The sequence below is a fragment of the Sphingomonas sp. genome (genome assembly GCF_026460985.1).
In the GTDB taxonomy this organism is placed as follows: Bacteria; Pseudomonadota; Alphaproteobacteria; order Sphingomonadales; family Sphingomonadaceae; genus Sphingomonas.
On record NZ_JAPKNM010000001.1, the window covers coordinates 202,604 to 216,538 of the forward strand.

The 13,935-nt window shown below is 70.2% G+C and carries 14 protein-coding genes; 7 read left to right on the top strand and 7 right to left on the bottom strand.

What is annotated here, in order from left to right; all coding sequences use genetic code 11:
• Positions 1 to 23 precede the first annotated feature (23 nt).
• From purH to MT490_RS01030, 4 genes are all read right to left on the bottom strand, one after another.
• Positions 24 to 1,586, bottom strand: coding sequence for a bifunctional phosphoribosylaminoimidazolecarboxamide formyltransferase/IMP cyclohydrolase (purH, locus tag MT490_RS01015; protein WP_297383462.1), 1,563 nt, complete (start codon positions 1,584 to 1,586; stop codon positions 24 to 26).
• A 49-nt stretch (positions 1,587 to 1,635) separates the two neighbouring features.
• Positions 1,636 to 3,369, bottom strand: a complete 1,734-nt coding sequence (locus tag MT490_RS01020; RefSeq protein ID WP_297383464.1) for a heparinase II/III family protein — start codon at positions 3,367 to 3,369, stop codon at positions 1,636 to 1,638.
• Positions 3,366 to 4,025, bottom strand: a complete 660-nt coding sequence (rpe, locus tag MT490_RS01025) for a ribulose-phosphate 3-epimerase (protein WP_297383466.1) — start codon at positions 4,023 to 4,025, stop codon at positions 3,366 to 3,368. Before rpe ends, MT490_RS01020 begins: the two co-directional genes overlap by 4 nt.
• Before the next feature lie 160 nt (positions 4,026 to 4,185).
• Positions 4,186 to 5,478, bottom strand: coding sequence for a transcription antitermination factor NusB (locus MT490_RS01030; protein WP_297383664.1), 1,293 nt, complete (start codon positions 5,476 to 5,478; stop codon positions 4,186 to 4,188).
• Between the two features lie 13 nt (positions 5,479 to 5,491).
• Here MT490_RS01030 and MT490_RS01035 point away from each other — a divergent pair, with 13 nt between their 5' ends.
• Complete coding sequence (locus MT490_RS01035) at positions 5,492 to 5,650, top strand: DUF1674 domain-containing protein (RefSeq protein ID WP_297383468.1); 159 nt, start codon at positions 5,492 to 5,494, stop codon at positions 5,648 to 5,650.
• Between the two features lie 182 nt (positions 5,651 to 5,832).
• On the opposite strand, the gene MT490_RS01040 is transcribed toward MT490_RS01035, so the two are convergent.
• The 3 genes from MT490_RS01040 to tsaD are packed head-to-tail and all read right to left on the bottom strand — an operon-like array spanning position 5,833 to position 8,379.
• Complete coding sequence (locus tag MT490_RS01040) at positions 5,833 to 6,369, bottom strand: DUF1697 domain-containing protein (protein ID WP_297383470.1); 537 nt, start codon at positions 6,367 to 6,369, stop codon at positions 5,833 to 5,835.
• Complete coding sequence (locus MT490_RS01045) at positions 6,366 to 7,343, bottom strand: NAD(P)H-dependent glycerol-3-phosphate dehydrogenase (RefSeq protein WP_297383472.1); 978 nt, start codon at positions 7,341 to 7,343, stop codon at positions 6,366 to 6,368. Before MT490_RS01045 ends, MT490_RS01040 begins: the two co-directional genes overlap by 4 nt.
• Before the next feature lie 10 nt (positions 7,344 to 7,353).
• Complete coding sequence (gene tsaD, locus MT490_RS01050) at positions 7,354 to 8,379, bottom strand: tRNA (adenosine(37)-N6)-threonylcarbamoyltransferase complex transferase subunit TsaD (protein ID WP_297383475.1); 1,026 nt, start codon at positions 8,377 to 8,379, stop codon at positions 7,354 to 7,356.
• Positions 8,380 to 8,463: 84 nt separating this feature from the next.
• On the opposite strand from tsaD, the gene hemC reads away from it, so the two are divergent.
• The 6 genes from hemC to MT490_RS01080 all read left to right on the top strand — a co-directional run bounded on the left by hemC (position 8,464) and on the right by MT490_RS01080 (position 13,932).
• Entirely contained in the window at positions 8,464 to 9,378 is a 915-nt protein-coding gene (gene hemC, locus MT490_RS01055) for a hydroxymethylbilane synthase (protein WP_297383477.1), read from the top strand.
• A complete protein-coding gene (locus MT490_RS01060; RefSeq protein ID WP_297383479.1) occupies positions 9,375 to 10,043 on the top strand; it encodes a uroporphyrinogen-III synthase in 669 nt (222 codons plus the stop codon). Before hemC ends, MT490_RS01060 begins: the two co-directional genes overlap by 4 nt.
• A gap of 30 nt (positions 10,044 to 10,073) precedes the next feature.
• Entirely contained in the window at positions 10,074 to 10,934 is an 861-nt protein-coding gene (locus MT490_RS01065) for a hypothetical protein (protein ID WP_297383482.1), read from the top strand.
• A 10-nt stretch (positions 10,935 to 10,944) separates the two neighbouring features.
• Positions 10,945 to 12,129 (top strand): acyl-CoA dehydrogenase, encoded by a 1,185-nt coding sequence (locus tag MT490_RS01070; RefSeq protein ID WP_297383484.1) that lies wholly within the window; start codon positions 10,945 to 10,947, stop codon positions 12,127 to 12,129.
• On the top strand, positions 12,129 to 12,647 hold the full coding sequence (locus tag MT490_RS01075) for a GNAT family N-acetyltransferase (RefSeq protein ID WP_297383486.1): 519 nt from the start codon (positions 12,129 to 12,131) through the stop codon (positions 12,645 to 12,647). Before MT490_RS01070 ends, MT490_RS01075 begins: the two co-directional genes overlap by 1 nt.
• Before the next feature lie 178 nt (positions 12,648 to 12,825).
• A complete protein-coding gene (locus MT490_RS01080; RefSeq protein ID WP_297383488.1) occupies positions 12,826 to 13,932 on the top strand; it encodes a CaiB/BaiF CoA-transferase family protein in 1,107 nt (368 codons plus the stop codon).
• The last annotated feature ends 3 nt before the right edge of the window (positions 13,933 to 13,935 follow it).

Sequence of the window (13,935 nt, forward strand, 5' to 3'; positions counted from 1 at the left end):
GCTGACCTGAAATTTGGTCGCGATCAGTGGCGGAAATGCCGCATCCCAGTGAAGACCATCGCCAGCCCGGCTTCGTCGGCGGCGGCGATCACCTCGTCGTCCCGGATCGAGCCGCCGGGTTGGATCACCGCGGTGGCGCCGGCGCCCGCGGCCGCCAACAATCCGTCGGCGAAGGGGAAGAAGGCGTCCGAGGCGACCGCCGAACCGATCGTGCGCGGCTCGGCCCAGCCGGCCTTTTCGGCGGCGTCCTTCGCCTTCCACGCGGCGATGCGCGCCGATTCGAGGCGGTTCATCTGGCCCGCGCCGATACCCGCGGTGCTGCCACCCTTGGCATAGACGATCGCGTTCGACTTGACGTGCTTGGCGACGGTCCAGGCGAAGCGGCAGTCGGCCAGTTCCTGCTCGCTCGGCGCGCGCTTGGTCACGACCTTGAGCTCACCGAGCCGGCCGTTATCGCGCGATTGGACGAGCATGCCGCCGGCGATCGACTTGAGCATCAGGCCCGGGCGGGCGGGATCGGGCAGGTCGCCCGCGATCAGCAGGCGGAGATTCTTCTTGGCGGCGAAGACCGCGCGGGCGTCGTCATCGGCATCGGGGGCGACGACGACTTCGGTGAAGATGCCGGCCATCGCCTCCGCCGTCTCGCGATCGAGCTTGCGGTTGACCGCGATGATGCCGCCGAATGCCGAGACCGAATCGCAAGCGAGCGCCTGGAGATAGGCCTGCTTCAAGGTATCCGCGGTGGCGACGCCGCAGGGATTGGCGTGCTTGACGATGACGACGGTCGGCGGGCCGTCCTTGAATTCGCTGACCAGCTCGAGCGCGGCGTCGGCGTCGTTGTAATTGTTGTAGCTGAGCTCCTTGCCCTGGAGCTGCTCGGCCTGGGCGATGCCGCGCGCGCCGGCCTGGGGCAGATAGAGCGCGGCCGACTGGTGCGGATTCTCGCCGTAGCGCAGCTCGGGGCCCTTGGTGAGCGCGATCGGGAGCGTCTGCGGGAAGCGCTCGCCCTGGTCGGCGAAGGCGAACCAGCTCGCGATCGCGGCGTCATAGGCGGCGGTGGCGGCATAGGCCTTGGCGGCGAATTTCCGGCGCTGGGCGAGCGTGGTGCTACCCTCCGAGACCAAGGCGTAGTCGGCGGGATCGGTGAGGATCGCGACCGAATCGTGGTTCTTCGCGGCCGAGCGCACCATGGACGGGCCGCCGATGTCGATATTCTCGATGATCTCGTCGCGCGCCGCGCCGCGGGCGACGGTCTGCGCGAAGGGATAGAGGTTGACCACGACCAGGTCGATCGCGCCGATTTCATGCTCCTGCATCGAGGCGACATGCTCTGCATTGTCGCGCACCGCGAGCAGGCCGCCATGGACCTTGGGGTGGAGCGTCTTGACGCGGCCGTCCATCATCTCGGGGAAGCCGGTGAGATCGGAGATGTCGCGCACCTCCAGCCCCGCGTCGCGCAGCGCCTTGGCGGTGCCACCGGTAGAGACCAATTCCACGCCGTGCGCGGCGAGCGCCTGGCCGAGTTCGACGATTCCGGTCTTGTCGGAGACCGAAAGGAGCGCGCGCTTGATGCTGACCTGATCCATGGCCCGCCCTCCTAAGGATCGAGCCCCGCGTCGCAACCCCTAAATGCCCCTATTTCGCCCGGTGGAACAGCCAGCTGACATTGGTGCCGCCCGCCGGGCTGGCGCCGGTGACGACGAGCTGCTGGCTGGTGAGCGGGCGGCCGCGCGCGTCGACCCAGACGCTGTCCTCGACCGCGAGGCTGCCGCCCTTGCAGCGGAATTGCCAGAGATGCCCCGAGGGCACGCGCAGGATCGCGGCGAGGCCGTCGGCGGTGGGCATGACCTCGACCTGCGGATGGAGATGGAACCGCATCACGAAAAGCGTCGGCGTCTTGTGCTTGCGGCGATCGGCGGGGAGCAGCATGTCCTCGCCGCGCACGTCCCGGCCGTCGGGCGACATCGCCACGACGCGGCGATGGACATAGCCGTGGCGACGGACATAGCCGTCATGGCTCGCCTCGATCCGGCTGGCATTCTCGGTCTCGTGGCGCGCGAGCTCGACCTCGAGCACGCCGCGGCCGAGCGTGCCGTCGGCATGGATCGCCGTGGAATTGGAGTTGCTGAGGATCAGCGTCGAGTGCGCGGCGGTGGTGCGCAGCCCTTCGACGAGCGCCGCCGGAACCTTGTAATGCGCGGCACGCGCGCCGCCGCAATTGACGACGATACGGTCGGGCCCGTCGGAGAGCTCGAAGGCGAGCGTCGAGGCGCAGCCGCCCTCGACCAGCCGCGCCAGCGGCGGCGGCGCGGCGTCCATGATCAGGATGCTCTGGCCGGCTGAGAGGCGCTGATAGCCCCATTCGCGCGCCTGCTTGAGTGGCCGGGTGCGCACGCCGGTGGCCTCGATCACCTGCTCGATGACGTCGCCCGGCACCGGGCCCGAACCCTGCCAGCTCGAGAGCCCCTTGTCGCCGTGGCACAGCCCGAGCAACGCAGTGACCATGCGGCCGCGCGTCGCCTCGATGAACTCCGGCACCGCGAGCCGCCGCGCGGCATAGGCCTCGCCGAGGATGGTGAGCAACTGGATCGATTCGAGCTGCGCGACGGGCGAGCGCGTCACGCTGCCGCCGTCCTCGAACACCGACTGGTCGAGCGCGCGCTTGAGGCCGTTCTCGCCGAACGCGCGGCGCGGATCGCCGCCCGGCATGGTCAGCCCCGCGACCAGCACCCCGCACCAGGACGCGATCCGCGCCACGCCCGGCTGGGCGCGATCGGCGCCACGATCCAAGTGGCGCGCGCCGCGGGCGAGCGCGTGGAGCACGCTCGACCGGTAGATCAGGTTCGACGAGGAGAGGATCAAAGGCGCATGCGCGGTCCAGAACAGGATCCGGCGGCCCCAGAGATCGACGCGCCAGGCGGGATCGGAGACCTTCTCGCCATGCGCGTCGAGCCAGCGCTGCATGATCTCCTCGGCGATCGGCACCGCGCGGGCGCGCGTGGTGACGCTGGAGAGGTCGCGCAGCCAGGCGAAGCTCTGGAGATATTCGGCGAAGGCGGGGGACCAGTCGGGAGCGGTGAAATCGAGCGCCTCGATCGCGCGCTCCTCGCCCCGGAACTTGACCTTCCCTTCGAGCAGCGCGTTGCCGCATGCGGGATCGCCGAAGAAGGGATCGTCGGGCACCGCGATGAGCTTCAGCGGATGGCGGCCGCGGAGCCGCATCGCGTGGAGCGGGGTACGCCAGGTCAGCCGCTGGAAGCGTTCGGAGATGCGCTCGGCGAGGCTCAGCCCGCGATCGCCGCCGGTGCGGATGAGCCGCTTGCCCTCCTCGACTCCGTCGGCGCCGGAGTCGGCTGGCCCGTCGTTCATCCGCCTCTCAGCGCGGCGATGTTCGCGGCGTAGCGATCGGGGCCGCCGGTGAAGGTGGCGGTGCCCGCGACGAGCGCGTCGGCGCCCGCGGCGATCACGCGCGGCGCGGTGTCGCGATCGACGCCGCCATCGACCTCGAGGTCGATGGCGCGGCCCGACGCAGTGATCCGGCGGCGCAGCTCGGTGATCTTGGGCAATTGGCTCTCGATGAACTTCTGTCCGCCGAAGCCGGGATTGACGCTCATCACCAGGATCAGGTCGATCAGGTCCATCACGTGATCGACGACGTCGACCGGAGTCGCGGGGTTCAGCACCACGCCGGCGCGCTTGCCCAGCGCCTTGATCGTCTGGAGCGTGCGGTGGAGGTGCGGGCCCGCCTCGGGATGGACCGAGATCGTGTCGGCGCCGGCATCGGCGAAGGCGACGAGCAGGGGATCGACCGGCGCGATCATCAGGTGCACGTCGAACGGCTTGGCGGTGTGCGGCCGCAGCGCCTTGATCACCCCCGGGCCGATCGTGATGTTCGGCACGAAATGCCCGTCCATGACGTCGACATGGATCCAATCGGCCCCGGCCGCATCGATGGCGCGGATCTCCTCGCCGAGCCGGGCGAAGTCGGCGGAAAGGATCGAGGGGGCGATGCGGACTGCGGGCATGGAGGAATCCTTAAGCATCGCGCGAATCGGGCGCAATGCGGGAGGTGGAAGAGATTTAGCTCACACGAAGACACGAAGGCACAAAGAGTAATGCGAAGATGTGCGGCTCACTGCCGCTTTGCGGCATTTCTCTTCGTGGCTTTGTGTCTTCGTGTGAGTCCTAATCGACCCGGCGCAGGCGCGCGATGAAGAAGCCGTCGAGGCCGCCCTGCTCCGCGAGCATGCCGGGGAGGAGGCGGAGGGTGCCGTCGTCCTGCGGTACGATCCCTTGCGGCAGCTCGTCGGCGCGGATCGGGTCGATCGCGAAGCCGGACTGCTCGGTGAGGAAGCGTTCGAGCTGGGCCTCGCCTTCCTGCGGCTCGAGCGAGCAGGTCGAGAAGACGAGCGTCCCGCCGGGCTTCACCCACGCCGCCGCGCGGGCGAGGAGACGCGCCTGGAGCTCGGCCATCTCGGCGATCAGCGACGGACGTACGCGGTGGAGCACGTCGGGGTGGCGGCGGAAGATGCCGGTGGCGCTGCACGGCGCGTCGAGCAGCACGGCGTCGGCGGGCGCGGCCGGCTGCCATTGCAGCAGATCGGCGGCGATTACCTGCGCGCCAAGGGCGGTGCGTTCGAGATTCTCATATAGTCGCGCGAGACGACTTTCGGAGACGTCCACCGCGGTCACCTGCCAGCCCGCGGCGGCGAGCTGGAGCGTCTTGCCGCCCGGCGCGGCGCAGAGATCGAGCGCGGTCCCTGTGCCCTTGCCGATCAGCCGGGCGGGGAGCGAGGCGGCGAGGTCCTGCACCCACCAATCGCCCTCGGCATAGCCTTCGAGCGTGGGGATCGCAGCCTTCTCGTCGAGGCGGAGATGGCCGGGGAGCAGGCTCCTGCCCGCGAGATCGGGCGCGCGGGCGAGGTCACGCAGCGTGAGGTCCAGCGGCGGCGGGACGGCGATCGCGCGCTCGGCATCCTCGATCATCTGGTCGCCCCAGGTGGCGTGCCAGCGGAGTGCCACGGGATCGGGAAGCGTGGGCGGCTCGGGCAGGGTCGCGCCCTGGCGGAGCAGGGTCCCGAACACGCCGTGGACGAGCTTACGCGGCCCGCCGTCGACGAGCGGGAGCACGGTGGCGATCGCGGCATGGCCGGGGGTGCCGAGCGCGAGCGCCTGGACCAGGGCGATGCGGAGCGCGAACCGCGCCTTGGCGTCGTCGGGCAAATCGCGCTGCGTCGCCGAATCGATCAGCGCGTCGAGATCGGGGAGCCGGCGCAGCGCTTCGGCGGCGATGGCATGCGCGAGGCCGCGGTCCTTGGGCGGAAGGCCCTGCGCGGCCGAATCGAGCGCCTGCTCGAGCGCGAGCCCGCGGCGGAGCACTGCGTCGAGCAGCTTGAGCGCCGCGCGGCGCGCAGGCACGCCGGGAGCATCGGGCTCTTGACCGCGCGGGGCGCGGCGACGATTGGGAGGCTTGTTCATTGGAGCCAGTGCCATGGGCCAGCGCCCGAGCCATGTGAAGCCCCCGAGCTATCTTTCGAAGAGCCCGCCGGTGCCCGCGCCGCAACCGGCGAAGGAGACGAAGGATCCGCTCGGCAAGGATCCGACGCGCTACGGCGACTGGGAGCGCAAGGGCATCGCGGTCGATTTCTAGATATTCTCGCCGCCCTAGATTTCCCCTCCCTGGAAGGGAGGGGCAAGGGGTGGGTTTAGCGTCGGGCGAGGCTCGATGCCTCGTCCGACGCTTTTTCCGGCCGGCAAATGAGTCTTTGGGCGCGCAGACGCGCGCACCCACCCCCCAACCCCTCCCTGCAAGCAGGGAGGGGAGTATTGTGGCTAATCCCCCAGCGCCGTCAGCAGCTTGAGCACGGTGTTCCAGTTGCGGCCGGTATTGGCCTGCGCCAGCTTGGCCTTCTGCATCACCGGGATCAGGTTCGATCGGCCCTGGCCGTCGGGGAAGTCGGTGATCAGCTCTCGGCCGCGCACCACCATCCGCTCGGGGCCGTCATAGCTTGCGGCCACCCGATCGATCGCATCCTTGTCGACCGAGTCGCGATGGAAGCTGACCAGCAGGAAGCTCGGCCGCTCGCGCGCTTCGTCGGGGAAGGGGTTGTTCTCGACCAGTTCGGCGAGCTCGGCGCGGTTGCGGACGAAGACCTCGGACTTGAGCCCGGTCGCCTTTTCCAGCGCGACGTGGAGATCGCGTTCGAGCGCCTCGGGTTTCGCGTCGCCCGCTTCGAACACGACATTGCCCGAGGCGAGGATCGTCTTCACTTCGGTAAAGCCCATGCCCTCGACTACGGCCTTGAGCTCCGCCGACTTGAGTTGCCGCTTGCCGAGGTTGATCCCCCGGAGCATCGCCGCCCACTTCATTGCGCTTCCTCGCGCAAGGGGCGGCTCAGCAGCGCACCGACGACATCGGCGACGGGCGCGCCTTCGAGCAATGCGTTGACCGCCTCGGTCACCGGCATGTCGACTCCGGCCTCGCGCGCGGCCTCGCGGAGCACGGGGGCGGTGTGTGCGCCCTCGGCGACGGTCTTGCGGTCGGCGAGCAGCTCCCGGGCGCTTCGGCCCTGGCCGAGCCCGACCCCCAGCGAGAAGTTGCGCGAATTGGTCGAGCTGCAGGTGAGCACGAGATCGCCCAAGCCCGAAAGGCCGGTGAGCGTCTCGGCCTGGCCGCCGCGGGCGAGGCCGAAACGCGTCATCTCGGCGAATCCGCGCGCGATCAAGGCGGCGCGCGCATTGAGCCCCAGGCCGGCGCCCTCGACCACCCCGCAGGCGATGGCGAGGACGTTCTTGACCGCGCCGCCGATCTCGGCGCCGATGACGTCGGCCGAGCCATAGGTCCGAAAGGCCGGTCCGGCGAGGCGCTCGGCGAGGCGCGTGCGCAGGTCCTCGTCCTCGCAGGCGAGGGTGACCGCGGTGGGCTTTCCGGCGGCGACCTCGTGCGCGAAAGTGGGGCCCGAGAGCACGGCGATCGGGGCTTGCGGCGCGGCCTGGTGCGCGACTTCGCCGACCAGCAGGCGGGTGCCCGCCTCGATTCCCTTGGCGCAGAGCACGAGCGGGGTGGCGCCGACCGGCGCCGCGGCGAGCACCGCGCGGACATGCTGGGCGGGCGCGACGACGAGCAGCGCGTCGTGACCGGCAAGCTCGGCGAGATCGCCGGTGGCGCGGATCGAGTCGGCGAGCGAAACGCCGGCGAGGAACTGGCGGTTCTCGTGCGCGCCGTTGACGCTCTCGACCACTTCGGGCTCGCGTGCCCAGAGCGTGACGGGCCGGCCGCCCCGCGCCGCCACTTGCGCGAGCGCGGTGCCCCAGGCGCCGGCGCCGATGACACCTATTCGCATTTGGCGATCCTCATGCCTTCACTCCCGCGCCGCGCACCTTCTCGGCATCCGGATCGAGCGGCCAGCGCGGGCGCGCAGGGAAGTCGAGCGGATCGGTGAGCCCCGCGGCGAAGCGCTCGGCGCCGGCCCAGGCGATCATCGCGGCATTGTCGGTGCACAGCCAGAGCGGCGGGGCGACGAAGCGCAGGCCGTGCTCGGCGGCGAGGCCCTGGAGTGCGGCACGGACGCTCGCATTGGCCGCCACGCCGCCCGCAACGACCAACGCAGTGGCGTCGACCGACTGGAGCGCGCGGCGCGTGCGATCGAGCAGGCAATCGACCACTGCCTGCTGGAACGAGGCGGCGATATCCTCGGCGCCATATTGGCCGACGACGCGCGCGACCGCGCTCTTGAGGCCCGCGAAGGAGAAATGCGGCTCGGCCGAGCCGAGCAATGGGCGGGGCAACGGGACCGCGCGCGCGTTGCCCTGCGCCGCCGCCTTCTCCACCGCCGGTCCCCCGGGGAAGCCGAGGTCGAGCAACTTGGCGGTCTTGTCGAACGCCTCGCCCGCGGCGTCGTCGATCGTGGTGGCGAGGCGGCGATAGGCGCCGACGCCCTCGACGAGCAGCAGCTGGCAATGCCCACCCGAGACGAGCAGCAACAGATAGGGAAATTCCAGATCGGGATCGCTGAGCCGCGGCGACAGGCCGTGGCCCTCGAGATGGTTGACCGCGACCAGCGGCTTGCCGCTCGCCAGCGCCAGCGCCTTGCCGGTGACGAGCCCCACCATGACGCCGCCGATCAGCCCGGGGCCGGCGGTGGCGGCGATCGCGTCGACTTGCGACAGCGTCACGCCCGCCTCGGCGAGCGCCGCCTCGACCAGGGGCGCCATCACCTCGACATGCGCGCGCGCGGCGATCTCGGGAACGACGCCGCCATAAGGCCGGTGCGCCGCCTCCTGGCCCGCAAGCTTGTGCGCGAGGATATGGCGATCGGTGGTCACCAATGCGGCGGCGGTTTCGTCGCAGCTCGATTCGAGGCCTAGGATCAGCGCCATGGGCATCCCCTAACCGTTCGCCCTGAGCTTGTCGAAGGGGCCGGTGCTTCGACAAGCTCAGCACGAACGGATATGGGCGGCGGGATGAATCCCTTCCGCCTCGGCACCCGCGGCTCGCCGCTCGCCCTCACGCAAGCCCATATGGTGCGCGACGCACTGGTCGCCGCGCACGCGGTTGCGCCCGACGCGATCGAGATCGTCCCCATCCGCACCACCGGCGACAAGGTGCAGGACCGCGCGCTCGCCGAGATCGGCGGCAAGGCGCTCTGGACCAAGGAGCTCGACCGCGCGCTGTTCGAAGGCGAGATCGACTGCGCGGTGCATTCGATGAAGGACGTCGAGACGATCCGTCCGGAGGAGATCGCGATCGCGGCCGTTCTCCCGAGAGCCGATGTGCGCGACCGGCTGGTCGGCGCCGATTCGATCGAGGCGCTACGCCACGGCGCGGTGGTGGGCACGAGTTCGCCGCGGCGCGCGGCGCAGATGCGCAGGCTCAGGCCCGACCTCGAGATCGTGCTGTTCCGCGGCAATGTCGACACGCGGCTGGCCAAGCTCGCCGCGGGAGAGGCCGATGCGACCCTGCTCGCCGCCGCGGGGCTCGAGCGGCTAGGACGCCATGACGTCGGGATCGCCATCCCCATCAACGTGATGCTGCCCGCGCCAGCGCAGGGGGCCGTCGGCGTGGAGTGCCGCGCCGGCGATTCGCATGCCCGGGCGCTGCTGGCCAAGATCGACGATCCCGAGACGCATGCCTGCGTCCTCGCCGAGCGGGCGCTGCTGGCCGCATTGAAGGCCGATTGCCACTCGCCGGTCGCCGCGCTCGCGACGATCGAGGGGGCGATCATGACGCTCCGGGCCGAATTGCTCTCCGAGGACGGCAGCGCGCATGTCAGCGCACAGGAAGCCGGCGCGCCGACCGATCCGGTGCTGCCGATCGCGGTGGCGCGCGACCTGCTGCTCGGCGCGCCCGACGAGATCCGCCGGTTGTTCGGCGGATGAGCCGCGCGATCGCGGTGCTGCGGCCCGGGCCGGGCAATGGCGCCACCGCGGCGACGATCGAGGCACGCGGGCGCATCGCGATCCGGATGCCCCTGTTCGCGGTGCGTCCGGTCGCGTGGGAAGTCCCCGATTCGAAAAGCTTCGACGCGCTGATCCTGACCAGCGCGAACGCGATGCGGCATGGCGGATCAGGTCTGTCGGCGCTGCGTCCTCTGCCCGTCCATGCGGTGGGCGAGGCCACCGCCGAGGCCGCTCGACAAGCGGGGTTCCACGTCGTCCATGTGGGAGCGGAAGGCGCCGAGTCGCTCGTCGCCCAGGCCGAGGCGGCGGGGATTCGCCATGCACTGCATCTCGCCGGACGCGAACGGACGCTCGAGCCGGGCAGGATCGTGGCGCAGGTGATCACCGTCTATGCCAGCGAACCCTGCCCACCGCAGGACGCGCCCCGCCTCGCCGGCAGCGTCGCTTTGGTGCAGTCCGCGCGCGCGGGAGCCCGGCTGGGCGAAGTGGTGGACGGTGCGGGGCTGGCGCGCGCCGGTATCGCCCTGGTCGCGGTCAGCGCGCGCGCGGCGCAGGCGGCGGGCACCGGCTGGGAGCGGGTAGTGGTCCCCGACGATGTTCGCAGCGAGGCGCTGATCGAAGCGGCAATCGCGCTCGCCGATTGACCGCGCGGGCGGGGCAGCGAATAAGGGGGCATGAGCGACGAGCCCCTCGCGCCGGAGCCGGTCCGCGGCACCGAGACGCGGACCCACTATCTCATTGGCGGCCTTGCCTTTGCCGGCGGCATCGCCGTCACGGCGGCCGCGTTCCAGCTTGCGGGCGGAGGCGGCGCGCCGGGCGCCACGCCCTCGCCGGCGCCGATCGAGGCGACGCAGCCGCAGCCGAATCCCGCTGCGGCCCTGCCTCCCGGCACCGATATCGCGACGCTCAACGCGCGCGAGCAGGAGCTTGCCGGCAAGCTCGATCAGCTCGAATTGCGGCTGCGCGACGTCGCCGGCAGCGCGCGCAACGCGTCTTCCTATGCCAGCCGTGCCGAGCAGCTCATGATCGCCGCCGGGGTGCGCCGCGCGCTCGACCGCGGCCAGCCGCTGGGACCATTGGAAGGCCAGCTGCGCCAGCGCTTCGGCGAGGACCATGGCGAGGCGGTGGGGTTGATCCTCCGCGCCTCGGCCGAGCCAGTGACCCTGGGCGACTTGCGGCTCGCGCTCGAGACGATCGCGCCGCGGCTTTCGAGCGGTGCCGACGACAGCATGTGGATGCGCGTGCGGCGGCTGCTGAGCGATCTCGTCGTGCTCCGCCAGGCCGAATCGCCGAGCCCGCGCACTTCGGACCGGCTGCGCCGCGCCCGCCTGGCGATCGAGCATGGCGATGTCGAGACGGCGCTCGCCGAGGTGGTGCACCTGCCCGGCGTCGCGAGCGCCGAGAGCTGGATCGTCGCCGCCAAGCGCTATATCGCGGCACGGCAGGGATTGCTCGAGATCGAACGGGCCGCGCTCGAAGCGCCGTCCGCCACGCCGCCGGCCGCGGCTCCCGTCGCGCGCCCGGCGAGCAGCTGAGGGAAGACACATGGCAGAGATGGGCCGGTTCGACTGGCAGGATCCGTTCGCGCTCGACGCGCAGCTGACCGACGAGGAGCGGATGGTGCAGGCCGCCGCGCGCGATTATGCGCAGGGCGAACTGCTCCCGCGCGTGACCAGCGCCTTCCTCGACGAGCGATTCGACCGCGAGATCATGGCCGAGATGGGCGCGCTGGGGCTGCTCGGCCCGACGATTCCAGAGAGCTATGGCGGCGCCGGGCTCGGCTATGTCGCCTACGGGCTGGTCGCGCGCGAGGTCGAGCGCGTCGATTCGGGCTATCGCTCGGCGATGAGCGTGCAGTCCAGCCTCGTGATGCACCCGATCTACGCTTACGGGACAGAGGCGCAGAAGCGTAAATATCTGCCCAAGCTCGCGACCGGCGAATGGATCGGCTGCTTCGGGCTGACCGAGCCCGATGCCGGATCCGATCCCGGCGGCATGCGCACCCGCGCCGAAAAGGTGGACGGCGGCTATCGCCTGACCGGCACCAAGATGTGGATCACCAACTCACCGATCGCCGACGTCATGGTGGTTTGGGCCAAGTCCGAGGCGCATGGCGGCGGGATCAAGGGCTTCGTGCTCGAGAAGGGCACGAAGGGTCTCTCCACTCCCAAGATCGAAGGCAAGCTCTCGCTGCGCGCCTCGGTGACCGGCGAGATCGTGATGGACGGCGTCGAGGTGGGCGAGGACGCCTTGCTCCCCGAGGTGCAGGGGCTGAAGGGCCCGTTCGGCTGCCTCAACCGCGCGCGCTACGGCATCGCCTGGGGCAGCATGGGCGCCGCGGAGGCGTGCATGCATGCCGCGCGGCAATATACGCTCGACCGCGCGCAGTTCGGCAAGCCGCTCGCGGCGAACCAATTGGTGCAATTGAAGCTCGCCAACATGGAGACCGAGATCGCACTCGGGCTGCAGGCGGCCCTGCGCGCCGGACGGATGTTCGACGAAGGCACGCTGAGCCCCGAGACGATCAGCATCATCAAGCGCAACAATTGCGGCAAGGCGCTCGATATTGCCCGCGTCGCGCGCGACATGCACGGCGGCAACGGCATCTCGGCCGAATTCCACGTGATGCGCCACGCGATCAACCTCGAGACGGTCAACACCTATGAGGGCACGCACGACGTGCACGGGCTGATCCTCGGCCGCGCGATCACCGGCATCGCGGCGTTCTGATGGAGCCCGACCGGCAGCCGATCCTCACCGGCGAACTGGTGACGCTGCGCCCGATGCGGGAGGACGACCGCGAGGCACTGTTCGCCGTCGCCAGCGATCCGCTGATCTGGGAAGTCCATCCCGCGCACGATCGCTGGAAGCGCGACGTGTTCGACGCCTTCTTCGACGCCGGACTCGCCTCGGGCGGCGCATTGGTGATCGAGGACCGGGCGACCGGCGCAGTGATCGGATCGAGCCGCTATGACGGCCATGACCACCGAGCCGACGAGATCGAGATCGGCTGGACCTATATCGCGCGGGCCTATTGGGGCGGTGTCTACAATCGCGAGATCAAGCGGCTGATGCTCGACCATATCCACCGCTTCGTGCGGACCGCCACCTTCATGGTCGGCGAGGACAATATCCGTTCGCGCAAGGCGATGGTGAAGATCGGCGGCGTGCTGCGCCCGGGCACCGTAGAACGGACGATGGCGGGCGAGGTGACGCCCCACGTGATCTACGAGATCCACCGCCCATGAAGTCGCTCGCACTCGAACTCCCCTCCCTACAAGGGAGGGGCCGGGGGTGGGTTGCGAGCGAAGCGAGCATCTTGGCGCGAGCCACTAAGGGCAGACGGAGGGCATCGAGCCCTCCGCCCGCCCGGACCCACCCCTTACCCCTCCCTTGCAGGGAGGGGCTGAAGAAAAGGAATCGGGGATGAAACCGCTCGAGGGGCTTCGGGTGGTCGAGCTGGCGCGGATCCTCGCCGGGCCCTGGTGCGGGCAATTGCTCGCCGATCTGGGCGCCGAAGTGATCAAGGTCGAGCGGCCGGGCGAAGGCGACGACACACGGCACTGGGGCCCGCCCTTCCTGCATGGTCCCGACGGCGCCAATCACGACGCCGCCTATTTCCACGCCTGCAACCGCGGCAAGACGAGCCGCGCCATCGACATCGCCACCCCCGAGGGCCAGGCCGAGGTCCGCGCGCTGATCGCAGACGCGGACGTAGTGATCGAGAATTACAAGGTCGGCGGGCTCGCCAAATACGGGCTCGACCCCGCCAGCCTGTGCGCCGCCGATCCGCGGCTGGTGGTCTGCTCGATCACCGGCTTCGGGCAGGACGGCCCCTATGCCCACCGCGCCGGCTACGACTTCATCATCCAGGGCATGGGCGGGATCATGTCGCTGACCGGCGAGCCCGACGGCAGCCCGCAAAAGGCCGGCGTGGCCTATGCCGACATCTTCACCGGAGTCTATTCGGCGGTGGCGATCCTCGCCGCGCTGCGACGCCGTGACGTCACCGGCGAAGGCGCGCATATCGACATGGCGCTGCTCGACACGCAAGTGGGGGTGCTCGCCAACCAGGCGCTCAACTGGATGGCATCGGGCAGGGTGCCGCACCGGATGGGCAACGGCCACGCCAATCTGGTGCCGTACCAGGCGTTCGAGACGAAGGACGGCGCGCTGATCGTCGCGGTGGGCAATGATTCGCAGTTCCGGAAATTGTGCGAAGTGCTCGGCCTCGCATTGGCCGACGATCCACGATTCGCGACCAATCCGGCGCGCGTGACCAACCGCGCGGCGCTGATCCCGCTGCTCGAGGCGGCGATCCGGGACTGGGCCAAGGCCGCGCTCTACGAGGCACTCGAGGCGGCAGGCGTGCCGGCGGGGCCGATCAACGCCGTGGACGAGGTGTTCGCCGATCCCCAGGTGCTGGCGCGCGGCATGAAGATCGAGCGGGAGGGGCTTCCCGGGCTGGCGAGCCCGATCGTGATCGACGGCGAGCGCATGGTCTCGGACCGGGCGAGCCCGAAGCGGCCCTGACGG